This is a genomic window from Virgisporangium aurantiacum (assembly GCF_016863635.1).
GTDB lineage: Bacteria > Actinomycetota > Actinomycetes > Mycobacteriales > Micromonosporaceae > Virgisporangium > Virgisporangium aurantiacum.
The window spans coordinates 216,944-234,512 of sequence record NZ_BOPG01000027.1 but is presented as its reverse complement, the minus strand read 5'-3'; the positions used below and the strand labels follow the sequence as shown (position 1 = coordinate 234,512).

Genomic DNA, 17,569 nt, shown 5'->3' with positions numbered 1-17,569 from the left:
GAGGGCCATCCATGACCGTTCTGCCCCAGCGCCGCCCCTTCATCCTGTACCGGTTGGTGGCAGGCGCCGCGTCCCTCGTCCTCATGGCTCTTGCCGCGCTCGGGCCCGGCCTGCCGGCCGCGGCCGCGCCGACCACCGCCAACGCCTCGGTCGAGAGCATGCTCTTCGACCTGATGGAGCCCACGATCCGGCTGAGCCGCGACGACGCCGTGCGCAACCTCGTGTACGAGATGGTCGCCGAGCAGTTCGACGGCGACACCAACGTGCTCTACGAGTCGTTCCTCGCGCGGGCCGAGGCCCGGGGTCTCACCGACCCGGCCGAGCCGCAGTGGCAGGTGCTGCGCACCGCGGTCGGCCAGTTCGCGACGCTCACCGACGGCACCTACAAGCCGCAGATCTACCTGCCGAACTTCGGGTCGGTGGCGCGGTCGGCCACCGTCTCGATGGGCGTGGCGCCGATGGACGAGTCGGTCCTGGAGGTCCCCGGCTTCCAGTGGATCACCGGCGGCGGCCTCAGCGAATGGATCATGATCGACGAGGCGCAGATGGAGGCGCAGGAGTTCTGGATCGTCTCGCTCAACGAGCGCGTCGGCATGACCGCCACCGAGATCGAGGCGTCGAAGGCGCTCGCCGCCTCGGCCCCGGCCCGGACGCCGGGCCCCATGGCGACGGCACGGTCGACGGCACGGTCGATGGAGACCATGGACACCCCGTGCAACCCGAGCCTGCAGCGCAACAACCGCGGCTGGGAGTACCTGGAGTGGGTGCTGATCGAGAACCCGCGCGACTTCGAGGGCCCGTTCCAGGGCAAGCTCGACATGCGGCTGACGGTGCTCGGCGCCAACGGCGCCAAGGGACCCGTCTACAACTTCGGGATCGGCCGGACGAACTCCAACTGGAACGGCATCCACAAATTGCTGACCACGTGGGACACCGCGGTATACGGCCAGTTCTGGGCCTACATCTGGTTCGAGATCGACGACCGGGGCGGCTCGACGTCCTACAGCTACACGATTCCGAACGGCGGCGGGACCGTCACGTGGAACATGACCGAAAAAGACAAGGACATGGGCTCCAACATCGTGCAGTTCACCGACCTGTTCAACACCGAGTACACCACCGGTGAGGTCACCTCGTACGTGTGCGGCGTCGGCGGCGACGGCGGCACCGGCTTCACCAACTGGGCCCGGAGCAGCATCGTGACCGCCGACTCGACGTACGGGGGGTACTCGACGGCGAAGACGATCGACGGCTCGACGAGCACCGACCTGGGCGGGGCGCACAGCTGGGCCAACGCCCGGAACGCGCCGCTGGCCCAGAAGGTGACCTACGACCTCGGGGTGATGCGGACCATCAACCAGATCGCCTTGTACACCACGGCCAGCTACCCGATGAAGAGCTTCCGGGTCCTCTGGTGGGACGCGAACCTCGGCTTCTGGCGGGTGGCGGCGGAGACGACGACCAATACCGCCCCGTCGGTGATCTTCAACCTCACCACCCCGATCAGCACGCGCGTGGTGATCGTGGAGTGCAACCGTGGACCGGACCACCAGCCGGGCTACGTGCGGATCAACGAGTTGGAGCTGTACGGCTGAGAGCCGTGGTGGTCTACGCGTGGGGTCCGGGGATCTCCCCGGACCCGCGCTGTATCAGCCTGGTCGGTACGAAGTGCGTCGTCGGTTGCCAGTCCTCGCCGTCGAGGCGGCGGAAGATCAGGGACGCGGCCAGCGTGCCCATCGCGGACGGGTCCTGTGCCACCACGGTCACCGGTGGTTGCAGCAGGTCGGCCAGGGGAAAGTCGTCGAAGCCGACGAGGGCGACCCGGTGCTCGTGGCCCAGTCCGCGCAGGGCCCGGACGGCGCCGATGGTGACCAGGTTCTGCGACGTGAACAGCGCGGTGGGTGGGGCGTCGCCGGTGAGCAGGCGCCGGACGGCCTGCTCGGCGTCGTCCTCGGTGTGCAGGTCGTGCACGAGGTGGTCCGGGGTCGGCCGGATCCCGTGGTCGCTCAGCGCCTCCTTGAAGCCCTGGAACCGTTGCCGGGCGGTGGCGATCGAGCACAGGTCGCCCAGGTACGCGATGTCGCGGTGCCCGCGCGCGACCAGGTGGTGCACGGCTGTGGCCGCGCCGGAGGCGTTGTCGACCAGCACGGCGTCGGCGTCGATGCCGACGGGCGGGCGGTCGACGAACACGACCGGCGTGGCGGCGTCGATGTCCTTCGCCAGGTACCGCTGGTTGTCGCTGGCCGGCATGATCACCAACGCGTCCGCCTGCCGGGTGGTGAACGCGTTGATCAGGGCCCGTTCCCGTTCCGGGTCCTCGTCGACGCTGCCCGTGAAGATCACGACATTGCGGTCGCGGGCCACGTCCTCCAGGGCGCGGTGCAGGGCGGAGGAGAACGGATTGGCGACGTTCTCCAGCACCGCGGCGATGGCGGCGGTCCGTCCGTTGGTGCGCCGGAGGCTGCTCGCGGTGAAGTTCGGGCGGTAGCCCAGCATGGCAACGGCCTTCTGGACGGCGGTGACCTTGTCCGGTGAGACGCCGGCCTCGCCGTTCACCACCCGCGACACCGTCTTCGGGCTCACGCCCGCGAGCAGGGCGACGTCGCGCAGGGTGGCTCTGCCCCGGGGCCCGGGCCCGTCGGTCGGTTCACCGGCGCGGCGTCCCGGAGGCCCTGGTGTCATCGCATTCCCCCATTGATCCGAGTGCGCCGGCCGCCCCGCGAGTCTAGGTCGCGCGTCCGTGCCCGCCCGGCACCGCGGTCCGTCCGCCGAATCTTCGTCGCCGTTGACAACGATGTCAAGATCGGTGCCGATCGACTACCTCCGCGAACAACACTGCTGGAAGAGATATTGACACGCTTCCGGCACAGGATGAAACTGCTCTGACATCGTTGTCGAGCCGGTCGTCGGGCTCGGGTCGGTGTCACCCCCCGATCGAAGGAGCACCCATGATGTACCGGACCGGCCGGCGGGCCACGTCTCTGCTCGCGTCCGTAGCCGCCCTGGCCCTGCTGGTCGCCGGGTGCAGCGGCGACGACGCGGGCGACGACAAGGACGTGGCCGTCTCGCTGATCACCAAGAACTCCACCAACCCGTTCTTCGTCACCATGCAGGACGGCGCCAAGAAGGCCGCCGCGGCCGAGGGCGTCAAGCTGACCGTGTCCGCCGGCAAGGAGGACGGTGACGAGGCCGGCCAGGTCAAGGCGATCGAGGACGCCATCGCCCGCGACGACGACGGCATCCTGATCACCCCGAACGGGCCCGGCGTGAACTCCGCGATCAAGAAGGCCCGGGACGCGGGCCTGTACGTCATCGCCCTGGACACCCCGCCGGATCCGGCGAGCACCGTGGACATCACGTTCGCCACGGACAACTACAAGGCCGGCGAGCTGATCGGCAAGTGGACCGCGGCGAACCTGGGTGGCAAGCCGGCGGTCATCGCCATGCTCGACCTGTTCAACGACAAGATCGTGTCGGTCGACTACAACCGCGACCAGGGATTCCTGGCCGGCATGGGCATCGAGACCAAGGACAAAAAGAAGAACGGCGACGAGGCACCGACCGGCCGGTACTCCGGCGGGACGTACCAGATCGTCTGCAACGAGCCGACCGAGGGCGCCGAGGACGGCGGCCGTACCGCGATGGAGCGCTGCCTGGCCAAGAACCCGGCCGTCACCGTCGTCTACACCATCAACGAGCCCGCCGCGGTCGGCGCGCAGAAGGCGCTCAAGGCGGCCAACGCCAAGGACGTCCTCGTCGTCTCCATCGACGGCGGCTGCAACGGCGTCCAGCAGGTCAAGAACGGCGTGATCGCCGCGACGTCGCAGCAGTACCCGATCAAGATGGCGGAGCTGGGCGTCAAGGCGATCAAGCAGATCGCCACCGGTGGCGACAAGCCGCAGGTCACGTCCGGACTGGACTTCTACGACACCGGCGTCGCCCTGGTCACCGACAAGGCGGCCACCGGCGTCACCAGCATCGACAGCACCGAGGGCGCCAAGCTCTGCTGGGGCACTGCCTGACATGACAGCCACCGAGCAGTTCGCGCGGCGTCGACGCTCGCCGCTCGAACACGTCCAGCACGTGCTCCATTCCTACCCGGCGATCAGCCCGTTGCTGGTCCTGATCGGCTCGTTCGTCGTGTTCTCCGCGATCAACCCGAAGTTCGCCTCGCCCAACTCGCTGTCCCTTGTGCTGCAACAGGTCGCGGTGATCGGTGCGCTCGCGGTCGGGCAGACGCTGATCATCCTGACCGCCGGCATCGACCTGTCGGTCGGGGCGATCACGATCCTGTCCATGATGGTGGCGGCGAAGCTCGCCGAGGACGGCGGCATTCCGGGCATCGTCGCCGTCGGTGTCGGGCTCGCCCTGGGCGCCGCCGCCGGGTTGCTGAACGGGGGTCTCGTCACCCGGCTCAAGCTGCCGCCGTTCATCGTCACCCTCGGCACCCTCAGCGTCTTCACCGCGATCGGGCTGCTCTACTCCCGTGGGCAGAGCGTGCCGGACACCAAACTCCCGGCGCTGCTGAGCTGGACCGGGGAGACGTTCCCGATCGGCGAGTTCCGGATCACCACCGGCGTCGTCCTCGTCGGCGCGCTGTACCTGGTGGTGGGCTTCGTTCTGGCCAACAGCGCCTGGGGCCGGCACCTCTACGCCGTCGGTGACGACAAGGAAGCGGCCCGACTGGCCGGGATCCGGGTGGACCGGGTGCTGGTGAGCGTGTACGTGGTGGCCGGGATCATCTACGGCCTGGCCGCCTGGATCCTCATCGGCCGGGCGGGCGCGGCCAGCCCGAACGCCATCACCGACGCCAACCTGGAGAGCATCACCGCCGTCGTCATCGGCGGCACGAGCCTGTTCGGCGGCCGGGGCGCCCTGCTCGGGACGCTGTTCGGCGCGTTGATCGTCGGCTCCTTCCGCAGTGGTCTGTCGCTCGCCGGCGTCGACGACCAGTACCGGGTGCTGGCGGTCGGCGTGCTGGTGATCCTGGCCGTCTCGGTCGACCAGTGGATCAGGAAGGTGAAGGCATGAGTTCCACCGACAACGCCGACCGCGAGCCCGTGCTGTCCGCGCGCGGGCTGGTGAAGACGTTCGGCCGGGTGGTCGGCCTCGACGGCGTCGACGTCGACCTGTACCCGGGCGAGGTGCTCGCCGTCATCGGGGACAACGGTGCCGGCAAGTCGACGCTCATCAAGTGCCTCACCGGTGCGCTCGTTCCCGACGCCGGGGAGCTGTTCGTCGACGGCCGACCGGTCCACTTCAAGCGGCCCCAGGACGCCCGGGACGCCGGCATCGAGACGGTGTACCAGACCCTCGCGGTCGCGCCCGCCCTCGACGTGGCGAGCAATCTCTACCTCGGCCGCGAGCGCCGCCGGCCCGGTTTCCTCGGCACCGTGCTGCGGATGCTCGACAAGAAGGGGATGCGTCGCGACGCCGCCGCGGCCATGGCCGAACTCGGGATCGGCACGCTGCAGAACATGGCGCAACCCGTGGAGACGCTGTCGGGCGGGCAGCGCCAGGCGGTCGCGGTCGCGCGCGCCGCGGCGTTCGGCAGCCGGATCATCGTCCTCGACGAACCGACCGCCGCGCTCGGCGTGAAGGAGTCCACCCAGGTCCTCAAGCTCATCCAGGAGGTCCGCTCGCGCGGGCTACCGGTCATCCTGATCAGCCACAACATGCCGCACGTGTTCGAGGTCGCCGACCGCATCCACATCCAACGGCTCGGCCGGTGCGCGGGAATCGTCACACCGTCCTCCCACACGATGTCGGAGGCCGTGGCCATCATGACCGGCGCCACCACGCTCTCCGACGCGCAAGGATTGTCGACTGGTTGACAGCGGGGGTGGACGGGCCGGCCCGTAGCATGGCGTCGCAGCCGATCCATGGAGGTCGACAGTCGCCCCGTACCTCGACGGCCTGAGATCGATCGGCCGCCTCATCCGCAGCGCGGCGCGTGGCGCCGGCGGCCAACCGCAGGCGCGCGCGGCCGCCGCGCAGTCGCAGGCACGTGGCGCCGGCGAGCCGGAGCCTCCCGCAGGCCGTCGCCGGTTCCGGCGGCGCACGGCGATCGTCGCGGCGGTCACCGTCGCGGTGCTGGCGGTTCCCGGCTGGTTGTGGTTCGACAGCCTGCTACCCGGCTCGTACTCGGTCATGGACATGGGTCACGTCGACCTCGGTGGCGGGCCGGGACCCCGGGACCACGCGAACCACCACGGCACGGTCAGCGTCGCCGATCTCTCCGGTGACCGGACCGCCGCGCCGGACGTGACCGTCACCCTGACCGCCCGGCAGGAGCGGTTCACGCTGGCCACCGGCGAACGGATCGACGGGTACACGCTGGACCACCAGTCCCCCGGCCCGACGATCCGGGCGGTGCAGGGCGACCTCGTCGAGGTGACGCTGGTCAACGAATCGATCCGCGCCGGCACCAGCCTGCACTGGCACGGAGTCGACGTGCCCAACGCCGAGGACGGGGTCGCCGGGGTGACCCAGGACGCGGTGCGACCCGGGAAGCGGCACGTGTACCGGTTCCGGGTCGAGGACGCCGGCACCTACTGGTACCACTCACACCAGCACTCCAGCGTGCAGGTGCCGGGCGGGCTGTTCGGCGCGCTCGTGGTCGCCCCACGGCCGGTGGCGGATGTCGCCGCGATCGACGACGTGGTGGCCGTCGTCCACTCGTACCGCGGGCTGGGCACCGTTTCCGGGCGCACCGGGATGCAGCGGGCGCCCGCGGCCGCCGGGACGTCGGTGCGGGTGCGGGTGGTCAACACGGAGTTCGCGTCGATCATCGTGTCGGTGGCCGGCGCCGCCTACCGGGTCCTGGCGCTGGACGGGCGGGACGTCGTCGAGCCGCCGGAGGTCCGCGACAAGACCGTGGTCCTGGCCGGCGGCGGCCGGGTCGACCTCGCGCTGACCCTGCCCGCGGACGGCCCGGCGGTGCGGGTCGACTTCGGTGTCGGTGCCGCCCTGGCGATCGGCCCACCGACGGCGGACGTGTCACCGGTGCGGGCGCTGGAAGGCAACGTCGACTTCCTGTCCTACGGTCGGCCGGCCCCGATCGGGTTCGACCCGACCCGACCGGACCGGCGGTTCCGGTATGTTGTCGACCGCCGGCTGGGCTTCGTCGACGGCCGGCTCGCCAGTTGGTGGACGGTGAACGGGCGGCTCTACCCGGACGTGCCGATGTTCATGGTGGCCGAAGGCGACGTCGTGGTGATGACGATTCGCAACAATTTCGGCTCGCTGCATCCGATGCACCTGCACGGACATCACGCCGTCGTGCTCGAACGCAACGGGGTGCGGGCCACGGGCAGTCCATGGTGGACGGACTCGCTGGACGTGCAGAAAGGCTCCACATACGTCATCGCGTTCGTCGCGGACAATCCAGGCATCTGGATGGATCACTGCCATAACCTGACCCATTCATCGACTGGACTAATTGCCCATCTTTCTTACATCGGTGTTTCCGCGCCATACCGGATTGGTGGCCCTGGCGACAATCATCCAGATTGACCCGATCAAGCCATTGAAATACCCCGATGAATGGAGATCGACTTCCGGCGATCCCTACTCCCCCGCGACTGCAATGGCAACCGCCAACCGGGTTTCGTAATCGTCAATAAGCTGATTTCAGTAGGTGGACACCCCTCGGTACATTCGTTACCACACATCGAAATGCATCGCTCGTGAAGCGAGGGCAACGAATGAGGTTCCCGAGAATTCTGATCGGCGCCGCGCTGGTGGCCGCGGGTCTTTTCCTCCCGTCGGCGGTCAGTGCTCCGGAACGGGCCCCGGCCGGCACCGTCGGGATGGAGCACGAGAAGTTCACCGGTCCGCAGACCATCACGATCCCGCGTGGTGGGTCGATCGTCTTCTACAACGACTCCACCTGGCTGCACGTCATCGGCCCGGGTGACCAGGGTCGGATAGCGCCCGAACCGGGCGCGCCGAACCTGGGTGAGCGTGGCCTGTTCAGCTCCGAGACCGGTGACACGTTCGTGTCCGGGCCGTGGAACACGCCGGGGACGTACCACATCACCTGCCAGCTGCATCAACCGATGAATCTCACCATCATCGTGACCGAATAGCGGCTGCCCCCGAATTCCGGCCTCGGTACACCGTCGCCGGCCCGACGCACAAGGAGAGGGGGTGCAAAATGACGGCTCTCATCGTAAGTGCCAAGCATGTCCGGTACGTGATGGGTTCAATGTCGGCGGTGCTTTTCGCAGCGTGTGGCGGCGGTTCCTGACCCGATCCAATTGCGCACACGAACGGAACGGAGCCCAGGGAGGGCACGGTGTTCGAAACAGGTGTACGGCAGTTGCGGCTGGCACTGGCAATGGTCTGGGGCCGGCCGTTGAACGTCGGCGTTCTGACCGGCCTCGTCGATGACGCTCTTGCGACCCTGCGGGAGTTCGGCGAACCGGGCGACGACGTCGGACAGTTGGTCGACGGTCCGTTCGCGGACCCGACAGTCCGCCGCGACCTCACCGAACGCGCCCTGCGTCGCACCGCGCGCCGCCTGGTCAACGTCTCACCGTTCTACGCGCAGCGGTTCGCCGCCGCGGGCGTCGACCCGCGGCGGCTCACCGTCGACAACCTCGGCGAGCTACCGCTGACGGTCAAGGCCGATCTGGTGGCCGAGCCGCGCGCCTTCCTGTGCGCGGGCTCGACGCCGGTGATCTCCACCCGCACCACCGGCTCGACCGGCGCGCCGGTCGAGATCTGGTTGTCGCGGTACGAGGCGAGCATGTGGCCCGCGTTCGCGGCCCTGTCCGGGATCCTGCGTGGCGAGATCGGCCCGACCGACGCGATGCAGGTCTGCCTCAGTTCGCGCGCCACCGCCGCGGTGCAGCAGGATGTCGGCGTCTGCCGGCTGGCCGGCGCCCGGGCCGACGTGGTCGGACTGGTACCGCCCGACGAGGCGCTCGACGCGATGCTGCACGGGAAGCCGACGATCCTGGCCACGTACCCGTCGTACCTGGCGCTGCTCATCAAGGCGGCCGCCCGCCGCGGCGTGGGTCCGGCCGAATTCCGGCTGCGCCGCGTCGACACCGGCGGCGAGGTGCTCTCCACCGCGCTGGCCGCCGCCGCGCGCGAGACGTTCGGCACGCCGAACATCAACGACACGTTCGCGATGACCGAGGTGCTGCCCGTCACCGGTCGCAGCTGCAACCTCGGGCACCTGCACCACGATCTCAACACCGGTCACGTCGAGGTGCTGTCGGTGGCGACCGGCGAACCCGCCACCGCGGGCGAACTCGGCACGGTGGTCATCACGCCCTACTACCCGTACCGCGAATGCATGCCGGTCTTCCGCTACGACACCCGCGACCTGGTCCGCGTGCTGCCCGACGGTCCGCTCGGCTGCGACCTGGCCGGCACGCCGGCCACCTCGCTGATCCTCGGCAAGTTCGAGGGCCTGCCCCGCGGGGCGGCCACCGGTGGCCGCGCAGCCGGCGCCGGTAGCCGCGCCGCCGGCGCGACGACCCGGGACCTGGTGGAGGCGCTGGAGGCGCTGCCGACCAGACCGTGGCCGGCGCGGTTCCGCGCCGAGGTCCTGGACGACGGACGCCTCGGGCTCACCCTGCCACACTCCACAGTGGACGGTTTCGGTGCCGACGCGGTGACCACCCACCTGGCCGATCGCGGGCTCGACGTGGAGCTGCGCATCGTCGCCGACGACGAGGCGACGGCCCTGCGCGCGGTCCGCGCCGATCTCATCGAGTCCACCTTCACCACCCGCGCGTACTGATCGGAGGCCGGAACGATGCTCGATCTCATGGTGCCGCAGACGCTGTTCGCGACGCCCGTCACGCTCATCGCCGTCATGGCCGTCTGCGTCATGGCGCTCGTGGTGCTGCGACGGATCCGGATGGAACGGCCACCGGTCGGCGTGTTCAACGGCCGCGACATCGCCGTGCTGTACATCTTCATCATCGGGCTGCCGCTGCTCTACGTCGTCCTGCCGCGGTGGGCCCTGACCGGCTTCCTGATCGTGACGTTCGCCGCGGCCCTGTCCATCGGATACCGCACGGTCGTTCCCCGGCAGCTGCTCTGGCCGGCGATCGGTCTGCTCATCGGCGCGGAGATCTGGGTCGCCCAGAACATGCTCGGCACCGTCGAGGGCTGGCAGCTGTTCATGGTCATGAACAGCACCCTGGTGCTGCTGACCGCGGTCGCGGTGGCCAACCTCTACGTCCAGGGCGGCATGCGGCTCCAGCACGTCGCCTGGTTCGCGGTGACGCTCGGCTTCTACGACCTGATGTTCGTCAGCTTCACCGTGCGGCTGGCCGACGCGTTCATCGGCAAGCCGCTCAACCCGTCGATGGGCATGCGCACCGGGATCTTCGAAGCCAACATCGGCCTCGGCGACCTGCTCGTCTACGCGTTGTTCACGATGGCCGCGTTCAAGGCGTACGGGCCGAAGGCGGCCCGCACGGCCATCGGGGTGATCGCGGTCTTCGGGTCGATCGCGCCGACCGTCGCGCCGCTGATCATCAGCGAGTTCACCCGCGGCAGCACCAACATCGTGACGCCGGCGCAGATCTTCTTCGGCCCGGCGGCCATCACCACCTACCTGTTGCTGAAGCGGCGCTACGGGCGGGAACGGACCTTCGCCGAGTACCGCGCCGACCCGTCCGGCTCGGTACCGCCGTTGACGCGGGCGACCGCGGACGCGCGGTCCGTGTCCCCCGTGTCCCCCGTGTCCCCCGCGGCGCCCGCCCCTGCCGAGTCGCCGGCAGCGGCTGACGTCCCGGCACCCGACGCCACGGCGGCCCGGGCCGAATAGCCCGGGTCGGGTCACTGACCGCTGCGGACCATGAAATCCGTGACGGCCGCGGAGAACTGGTCGGCGGCTTCCAGCCATGGCACGTGGCCGACGCCGGCCAGGGTGACGAGCGTGCTGTTCGGCAGGGCCCGGTGCAGCGAGTCGACCGCCGACGTCGGGCGGATGTCGCGGTCACCGTGCAGGATCAGGGTCGGAACCGTCAGGGTTCGGCACTGCGCGGCCACGTCGGTGGTCCGCAGATACCGCTTGTCATCGGCGCTCAGGCCGGCGTGGCAGTCGTAGTTGATGCCCAGCCACGGTGTGGCCATCCGCTCGGCCAGCCGCGGTGCCCGGTCGCGGTCGGCGAAGTCGGCGGACCATTGCAGGATCGCCCATTCCCGATCCTCGTCCGGGGTCCGGTCGCGGCTGTCGAGCTCCTCCCACCGCGCCAGGCGGGTGCCGAGCCCGGTCCGCAGATTCCGTTGGTAGACGGGGTTCCAGGCCCGTTCGGCGTCGATGCCCGTGCCGGAGACGTAGATCAGTGCGCTGACGCGGTCCGGGTGGGCCAGCGCGTACCGCAGCGCGAGGGTGGCACCGAAGGAGTGGCCGAGCAGCACCATGCGCGGTCCCGCGAGCTGTTCGCGGACGGCGTCGAGGTCGGCCATCGTCCGGGCGACGGTGTAGGGGCCGCGCCGGTCCGATCGGCCGCAGCCACGCTGGTCCCAGCGAACCACCCGGGCGACGCCGGCCAGCCGGTCACCGAGGTCGGTGAAGGTGTCCCACAGGCCCGGACCACCGTGGCACAGCACCAGGGGTGGGCCGGCTCCGAGGCGCTGCGCCCACAGCTTGCAACCGTCGTCGGCGTACACGGCATCAGTCATCAGCACAGTGTCGCCGACGCGCGGACCATGGGAGGATGTGCCGTTCATGACGGCCTGTCGCGAGTCGTCGACGGTCTACGAGACCGGCGACGGCGGTGAACTGCCCCTGCTGGTCTTCGAGCCGGCCGACGGTGCGCGGCTCGCGGCCGGCATCGTCCTGTTCCACGGCGGCGCGCTGCGCACGGGTTCAGCCGACGGGCTGGCCCCCGCACTGCCGTGAGCTGGCGGCACGCGGGATCTTCGCCGCGTCTGCCGGGTATCGGTTGCTCGGTCAGGGTGCCGCGGGCATCGACGACTGCGTCAGCGACGTCCGGCGGGCGGTCGTGCATGTCAGGAGACTGGCCGCGCTCCGCGGTCTCGAGAAACAGTGTCTGGCCTCGGGTGGCAGTTCGGCCGGCGCGCATCTCGCGCTCCTCGCCGCGATGACCGACCCCGGCGTCGCGGCCGTCGTGGCCCTCAACCCGGCGGGCCTGGACCTGCTCGCCTTCCCGCCGGAGGTCCGGCGCTCCATCGAACAGCGGGCCGGCATCGCGGCGGGACGGGCAATCGACTACTCGCTGATCGAGTTCGTGCGGCCGGGCAGTCCGCCGATGCTGATCCAGCACGGAACCGCCGACGAGGTCGAGCCGATCGACCACGTACGGCGGTTCCGGGACGCGATGGTGCTGGCCGGCAACGAGTGCACACTGCTCGAGTACGACCATGCCGAGCATGCGTTCCACTACCCCGGCAACGGCCGGCACTTCGACGACGTCATCGACGCCACGGTCCGGTTCCTCCTGGATCGGATCGCAGCGACGTGAGAACGCGGGGCTATCCACGCAATGCCTCAGACCCGGTCGGCCGGGAACTCGCCGGCTATCCGCATCAGCTCGACGAGTCCGCCGGCGTACTCCATCGCCTCGGCGTGCGCCTCCGGGAACGGCGGTTGGAAGCCGACGCCCTCCCACTCGGCCGTCTCCGGATTCCAGAGGTCGTTGCCGATCTCGAAGTTCCACGCGGTGATGCCGAGTTCGTAGTACAGGTGGTCGGCCGAGTTGCCGGCCGCCGAGTACAGCACATCGGCCACCGGCCCGGTCTGCGACGGCCAGGTGACCGTCCCCCGCTCGGACGCGATCGCGCCGACGATCCGCTTGGCGCTGCTCAGGAAGTAGGCGGCCTCCTCGATCGACGGCCGGGGCAGCGTGATCCGTCCCGGCACCTTGTACGCACCCGGCGACCACATGAAGTAGCCGCCGTAGCTGTGCACGTTCATCGAGAACTTGATGTTGCGGTGTGCCTCGGCGAGCGCGACAACGTTGCGGCTCTCCGCTTCGGACTGCTCGGCGGGTCCCGCGAACGTGCCGGACAGACAGTTGGCGCTGGCGCCGGTGTAGCCGTCGAACAGGGAACCGACGGCGTAGTTGCGGTTGACGTCGACGCCCCAGGAGTTGCGCAGGCGCGGATCGCGTTGGGTTCCGGTGCAGTGGTTGACGAGGTTCTTGCGCTGGAAGTTGAAGTCGGCGAAGGAGTAGTTGGCGCCGTCCGGGTTGACCGTCGGGATGACGAAGAGGTCCACCCGCTCCAGCAGTTGCCGGGTGGCCGGGTCGGTGCGGGCGTTGGCCAGCATCCGCTCGGCGAACTCCAGCGTCACCAGCGGCGTGGCCCACTCGCGGGCGTGCTCCTGCGAGTAGACGAGCACACCGGTGCGTGATCCGTCGCGGTGGACGCCGATGCGCAGCGCCTGCACCGTCCACGGTCGCCGTGGAGCGTCGCCGGCCAACCCGTCGTCGAGCGTCACCGGACCGGTGAGCGGCATCGGCAGCCCGGTCGAGCCGTCTTCGACGAACGCGCGGAACCGGTCCGGGAACCGGGCATTGATGAGTGCCGCCACCTGGTCGGTGGTGCTGATCGTCGTGCCGGCGGCGTCGGTGGCCAGGGACACCGTCAGCACCCGGTCGCGGAAGCGCGCGCTCAGTGGACGGTCGGCCGCGCCCGGGTCGACCGTACGCACCTGGATGCCGTTGACGTTCTGATCTCCGAACCGCACCGACTCGACCACGATCGCGGCGACGGCCGGGTCGCCGACGTGCACGGCGGCGGTACGCCGGTAGCCCTGCGTGCGGTTCGGCAGGTCGATGACGTCGACCAGGTCGCGGTACTGCCGGCCGAGCCGCCTGATCCGGGCCTGGACGTCCAGCGGCGTGGCGTAGGCGTCGATGAAGTCCCGCTGGTATCCGCTCGGCTGCGGTGGCGGGGCCGAGCCGGGCCACGCGGCGGGACGCGTCGGCCGCGTCGTGCCGCCGAGGCTGGACACCGCGGTGACCTGGACGGGCTGCGCCGGCAACTCCTGCGGAAGGGCCACGTGGTACTGGTACTCGTCGGCGTCCTCGAACCGGAACAGCTCGAACGAGCCGGTGACGCCGGCGGCCGTGCGCCAGGTGACCGTGATCTCGACGTCCGGGTCGTCGGTGGCGGTCGTCGCGACCTGGGTCTGCAGGAAGGTGCGGCCGTTGCTCGTCCACCAGTAGGCCTGGAGGAAGTGCAGCGTGTCGGCGGCCGCGGCCGAGCGCGCGCCGCGAACGCTGGCCCGGTAGCGGGCGGTGCCGTCGCCGGCCCGCTGCACGACCTGCACCGTCCGCGCCCCACGCGCGGTGAGGGCCGACAGTTCGGCACCGGTGAGGACGATGTCGGCGCGCACCTCGCCGTTGGTGGAGCGCGGTCGGCCGGCGATGTCCGCCCCGGCGGCCACCAGTTCGTGGAACATGGCCTCGGTGGGCAGTTGCACGCGGACGAGCGCCACCTCGTCGGCCGCGACGGTTGCCGGTGCGGCGCCGGCCGGGACCGCGCCGGCCATCGCCGCCGGTGGGACGACAAGGATGACAGCGAGCAGACCGGCCCATGACGGCCGCCATCGTCGAAGTGCCATGACGCCTCCCAATGATCGACATTGATCACTATCCACAGCAATCGATCGGCACTGGGAAGTCAAGGGATTTGCGGATGACGCCCAACCAGACCCGCCGTGATCTACCTCGTCCACGTCATGGCACATTGCTCAGTCGTACGAGCGGTAGCTTGGTGCCTGCGGCAGGCGAGCCAGTTCACGGTGCGACGTGGCGCGCACGTCGATACCGGGCAGCGTGGTCAGCACGTCGATGGCACCGTTGGCCTGGAAGACCGTCAGTTCGTAGCCGCCGGCCACGAAGATCCGGGTTCCGACCGCGGTCACGTCACGAGCCACGCAACCGCCAACGCAATGGTCGATCCACACGACAAGCCGGACCGGGCCCGCCATGTCAACCTGCAACGCACTCACGTCTGACCGCACCGCCACCGGTCGATAGCCGGAGATCACCGGCATGACGGCCGGCAACCCAGCCATCTCCGCCGCCCGCCACCGAAGCTGCGAGGCGTGGTCGAAGCCCACCATCGACGGCGCCGCCCCCACCGCCACAACCGCCGCCACCAACCGGACCCAGACCGAGACCCGACGACCGGCAGCGACGGCGACACCGCACGAAATCGCAACGGCAACCGTCGCCCAACCGGCGGCCCGCTCCGGCGTCGATCCGTACGGCCCGCCGACAAGCGTCCCGACGAACATCACCGCCGCCAGCCCAGGCGCGAGGGCCACCGCCCACCACCAACGACAGAGCGGCCAGCCCAGGCGATCGATCGTCAACACGGTCGCCCCCGCCATGCTGGCGGCCAGCGGAGGCACGAGAAGCATCCACACGATCACCGCGGCGAACGTGTCCTCGGCGACCGCGCCCGCGAACAGCAGCACCGTCACGGCAACCGGTGACCCGAGCCCCAGACCGATACCTGCCGACGCACGCCATCCCGCCGGCTCACGCAATGGCCCGTCCACCGGCCCGAGTCTCGATCACCGGAACCGAGCCGTCCAGACCATCCACGGAACCTTCACAGGTCGTCGGTTCAGTCTAGGATCACGATCGGTCGACATTCACTGGCGTTAATCGCTGACGAGCCTGCCCGAATTGGACTTCGCATGCGCAGCATGGCTGAGTACCGTGACTTCGAGCCCACCGTCCGGTTCCGGCCGGCGCTCGCGCTGTCGCCGGACGGCACCCGGTTGGCGTACATCGACGACGCGCAGGGGCAGTTCCATGTCGCCGTCCAGTCGCTCGACGGCGGCCCGCCGCGTCACCTCACCCGCGACCTCGGCGAATCGGCGTGGCACGTGGCATGGCATCCGGACGGGCGTTCGCTGTTCTACAACGCCGACACCGACGGCAACGAACACCACCAGCTCTACCTCGTCGACGCCGACACCGGGGATACCACGGCACTGACCCATTCGCCCGACGTCACCTTCCGGCCCGCCTTCGGAGCTCCGTTCTCCCCCGACGGAAGGCTCCTCGCCTACGCCGGCGCCGACCGCACACCCACCGATCAGGACGTCCTCGTCCGCGACCTGCCAACCGGCGAGGTCCGCCGGGTCTACGCCGGCGGCGGCCGGGTCTACGCCGGTCACTGGTCACCCGACGGAACCCGCCTGACCGTCATCGACCTGCGCGGCGCGACGACCGACCAGGTCATCTCGGTGCTGTCGCTGAACGACGGCCACCTCACGCGCCTCACGCCGGCCGGGGACACCGCGGCCTACCTGCCCGGTCCGTGGCTGCCGGACGGGTCCGGGGTCCTCGTGCTGACCAGCGCCGGCAGCGACGCGACCGGACTCGCGGTTCTCGACGCCACCACCGGCGCGCTGACCTGGCTCGACACACCACCCTGGGACGTGGAAGACGTCGCCCTCTCCGGCGACGGCCACATCCTGGCGTGGCTGGTCAACGCCGACGGCGCATCACACCTGCGCCTCCGCGACCTGACCACCGGATCCGATCTTCCGACGCCCACCCTGCCGGACGGCGCCGCGCAGAAACTGACCCTGTCCACGGACGGCAGCACCATCATCATGCTGATGGCCACGCCGACCCGTCCGACCAACGTCCTCGTCGTCGATCGCCACACCGGCACCACCCGCTGGCTCACCGACGCCCGGCCGGCCGCAGACCCGGCCACGTTCGTGGAACCGGAAGCGATCTACATACCGGCGCCGGATGGCCACACCGTTCCCGCGTTCCTGTACCGCCCGCGCACCACCGAACCGGTGGGTGTCGTGGTGGCCGTCCACGGCGGCCCACCGGTCCAGGAGCGGCCGGACTACTCCAACGACGGCCTCTTCCAATTCCTGGTGAGCCACGGCGTGGCCGTCCTCGCACCGAACATCCGCGGCTCACTCGGCTACGGCCTCGCCTGGCAGACCGCCGTCCACCGCGACTGGGGCGGAGTCGACCTCGACGACCTCGACGCCGTCGTCGATCACCTCAAACAGCAACCCTGGGTCGACCCCGACCGGATCGGGCTCGTCGGGCGCTCCTACGGTGGCTTCGTCGTGCTGTCGGCCGTCTCGCGACTACCCGAGCACCGGTGGGCCGCCGCCGTCGCGTGGTGCGGCCCCGCCAACCTGCTCACCTTCAGCCGCGCCCAACCACCCAGCTGGCGCACCCAGGTCGCCATCCTCGTCGGCGACCCCGACACCGACGCCGAATTCCTCCTCGCGCGATCCCCCACCACCCACGCCGATCGGATCACCGCACCGCTGTTCATCATCCAGGGCGCCAACGACATGCGAGTGCCACGCGAGGAGAGCGACCAGATCGTGCAACGCCTCCGCGACCGTGGAGTCGAGGTCCGCTACGACATCTACCCCGACGAAGGCCATGTCTTCGGCAAACGCACCAACCAGACCAGGGCCCGCTCCGACGCCGCGGAGTTCCTCATCGCGCACCTGACCCGACCGGTGTCGTAACCGTTGTCGTGTCCCCGAATTCAGACGTCTCCATCCGTCGATCAATATGCTATGAATGCTTGACGGGCTGACACGCGCATGTAGACAATGAGGCCC

The 17,569-nt window shown here is 69.8% G+C and carries 15 protein-coding genes; 11 read left to right on the top strand and 4 right to left on the bottom strand.

What is annotated here, in order from left to right; genetic code table 11:
* Nucleotides 1–11: 11 nt before the first annotated feature.
* Nucleotides 12–1,595: a discoidin/SUN/FTP domain-containing protein gene (locus tag Vau01_RS22350; RefSeq protein ID WP_203995972.1), complete on the top strand. Its 1,584-nt coding sequence runs from the start codon at nucleotides 12–14 to the stop codon at nucleotides 1,593–1,595.
* Nucleotides 1,596–1,608: 13 nt separating this feature from the next.
* On the opposite strand, the gene Vau01_RS22345 is transcribed toward Vau01_RS22350, so the two are convergent.
* The gene (locus Vau01_RS22345; RefSeq protein ID WP_203995971.1) at nucleotides 1,609–2,682 is read right to left on the bottom strand and encodes a LacI family DNA-binding transcriptional regulator; all 1,074 of its coding nucleotides are present in this window, start codon (nucleotides 2,680–2,682) and stop codon (nucleotides 1,609–1,611) included.
* A gap of 266 nt (nucleotides 2,683–2,948) precedes the next feature.
* Between Vau01_RS22345 and Vau01_RS22340 the strand changes: the two genes are divergently transcribed.
* The 7 genes from Vau01_RS22340 to Vau01_RS22310 all read left to right on the top strand — a co-directional run bounded on the left by Vau01_RS22340 (nucleotide 2,949) and on the right by Vau01_RS22310 (nucleotide 10,795).
* The gene (locus Vau01_RS22340) at nucleotides 2,949–4,022 is read left to right on the top strand and encodes a substrate-binding domain-containing protein (protein WP_203995970.1); all 1,074 of its coding nucleotides are present in this window, start codon (nucleotides 2,949–2,951) and stop codon (nucleotides 4,020–4,022) included.
* A gap of 1 nt (nucleotide 4,023) precedes the next feature.
* Nucleotides 4,024–5,031: an ABC transporter permease gene (locus Vau01_RS22335; protein ID WP_203995969.1), complete on the top strand. Its 1,008-nt coding sequence runs from the start codon at nucleotides 4,024–4,026 to the stop codon at nucleotides 5,029–5,031.
* Nucleotides 5,028–5,834, top strand: a complete 807-nt coding sequence (locus Vau01_RS22330; RefSeq protein WP_203995968.1) for an ATP-binding cassette domain-containing protein — start codon at nucleotides 5,028–5,030, stop codon at nucleotides 5,832–5,834. Before Vau01_RS22335 ends, Vau01_RS22330 begins: the two co-directional genes overlap by 4 nt.
* 256 nt (nucleotides 5,835–6,090) lie before the next feature.
* Nucleotides 6,091–7,515: a multicopper oxidase family protein gene (locus Vau01_RS22325; protein WP_239151771.1), complete on the top strand. Its 1,425-nt coding sequence runs from the start codon at nucleotides 6,091–6,093 to the stop codon at nucleotides 7,513–7,515.
* Nucleotides 7,516–7,706: 191 nt separating this feature from the next.
* A complete protein-coding gene (locus tag Vau01_RS22320) occupies nucleotides 7,707–8,090 on the top strand; it encodes a cupredoxin domain-containing protein (protein ID WP_203995967.1) in 384 nt (127 codons plus the stop codon).
* A 209-nt stretch (nucleotides 8,091–8,299) separates the two neighbouring features.
* On the top strand, nucleotides 8,300–9,757 hold the full coding sequence (locus tag Vau01_RS22315; RefSeq protein WP_203995965.1) for a phenylacetate--CoA ligase family protein: 1,458 nt from the start codon (nucleotides 8,300–8,302) through the stop codon (nucleotides 9,755–9,757).
* A 15-nt stretch (nucleotides 9,758–9,772) separates the two neighbouring features.
* The gene (locus tag Vau01_RS22310) at nucleotides 9,773–10,795 is read left to right on the top strand and encodes a hypothetical protein (protein WP_203995964.1); all 1,023 of its coding nucleotides are present in this window, start codon (nucleotides 9,773–9,775) and stop codon (nucleotides 10,793–10,795) included.
* A gap of 11 nt (nucleotides 10,796–10,806) precedes the next feature.
* Here Vau01_RS22310 and Vau01_RS22305 read toward each other — a convergent pair whose 3' ends face one another.
* Nucleotides 10,807–11,655: an alpha/beta fold hydrolase gene (locus tag Vau01_RS22305; protein ID WP_203995963.1), complete on the bottom strand. Its 849-nt coding sequence runs from the start codon at nucleotides 11,653–11,655 to the stop codon at nucleotides 10,807–10,809.
* Between the two features lie 46 nt (nucleotides 11,656–11,701).
* On the opposite strand from Vau01_RS22305, the gene Vau01_RS22300 reads away from it, so the two are divergent.
* Both Vau01_RS22300 and Vau01_RS22295 read left to right on the top strand, forming a co-directional pair.
* Nucleotides 11,702–11,875 (top strand): hypothetical protein, encoded by a 174-nt coding sequence (locus tag Vau01_RS22300; RefSeq protein WP_203995962.1) that lies wholly within the window; start codon nucleotides 11,702–11,704, stop codon nucleotides 11,873–11,875.
* Between the two features lie 43 nt (nucleotides 11,876–11,918).
* On the top strand, nucleotides 11,919–12,458 hold the full coding sequence (locus Vau01_RS22295; protein WP_203995960.1) for an alpha/beta hydrolase family protein: 540 nt from the start codon (nucleotides 11,919–11,921) through the stop codon (nucleotides 12,456–12,458).
* Nucleotides 12,459–12,484: 26 nt separating this feature from the next.
* Here the strand turns inward: Vau01_RS22295 and Vau01_RS22290 are convergent, their stop codons facing one another.
* Together Vau01_RS22290 and Vau01_RS22285 are read right to left on the bottom strand one after the other, a co-directional pair.
* Nucleotides 12,485–14,563, bottom strand: a complete 2,079-nt coding sequence (locus tag Vau01_RS22290; protein ID WP_203995958.1) for a M14 family zinc carboxypeptidase — start codon at nucleotides 14,561–14,563, stop codon at nucleotides 12,485–12,487.
* Nucleotides 14,564–14,692: 129 nt separating this feature from the next.
* Nucleotides 14,693–15,430 carry a hypothetical protein gene (locus Vau01_RS22285; protein WP_203995956.1) on the bottom strand — a complete coding sequence of 246 codons (738 nt, stop codon included), beginning with the start codon at nucleotides 15,428–15,430 and terminating at the stop codon, nucleotides 14,693–14,695.
* 228 nt (nucleotides 15,431–15,658) lie between these two features.
* Between Vau01_RS22285 and Vau01_RS22280 the strand changes: the two genes are divergently transcribed.
* Entirely contained in the window at nucleotides 15,659–17,473 is a 1,815-nt protein-coding gene (locus Vau01_RS22280) for a S9 family peptidase (protein WP_203995954.1), read from the top strand.
* Nucleotides 17,474–17,569 lie beyond the last annotated feature (96 nt).

Coding starts and splice junctions, on each gene's coding strand:
- Vau01_RS22350 (WP_203995972.1), top strand. CDS start 12: ATGACCGTTCTGCCCCAGCGCCGCCCCTTCATCCTGTACCGGTTGGTG.
- Vau01_RS22345 (WP_203995971.1), bottom strand. CDS start 2,682: ATGACACCAGGGCCTCCGGGACGCCGCGCCGGTGAACCGACCGACGGG.
- Vau01_RS22340 (WP_203995970.1), top strand. CDS start 2,949: ATGATGTACCGGACCGGCCGGCGGGCCACGTCTCTGCTCGCGTCCGTA.
- Vau01_RS22335 (WP_203995969.1), top strand. CDS start 4,024: ATGACAGCCACCGAGCAGTTCGCGCGGCGTCGACGCTCGCCGCTCGAA.
- Vau01_RS22330 (WP_203995968.1), top strand. CDS start 5,028: ATGAGTTCCACCGACAACGCCGACCGCGAGCCCGTGCTGTCCGCGCGC.
- Vau01_RS22320 (WP_203995967.1), top strand. CDS start 7,707: ATGAGGTTCCCGAGAATTCTGATCGGCGCCGCGCTGGTGGCCGCGGGT.
- Vau01_RS22310 (WP_203995964.1), top strand. CDS start 9,773: ATGCTCGATCTCATGGTGCCGCAGACGCTGTTCGCGACGCCCGTCACG.
- Vau01_RS22305 (WP_203995963.1), bottom strand. CDS start 11,655: ATGACTGATGCCGTGTACGCCGACGACGGTTGCAAGCTGTGGGCGCAG.
- Vau01_RS22300 (WP_203995962.1), top strand. CDS start 11,702: ATGACGGCCTGTCGCGAGTCGTCGACGGTCTACGAGACCGGCGACGGC.
- Vau01_RS22290 (WP_203995958.1), bottom strand. CDS start 14,563: ATGGCACTTCGACGATGGCGGCCGTCATGGGCCGGTCTGCTCGCTGTC.
- Vau01_RS22280 (WP_203995954.1), top strand. CDS start 15,659: ATGGCTGAGTACCGTGACTTCGAGCCCACCGTCCGGTTCCGGCCGGCG.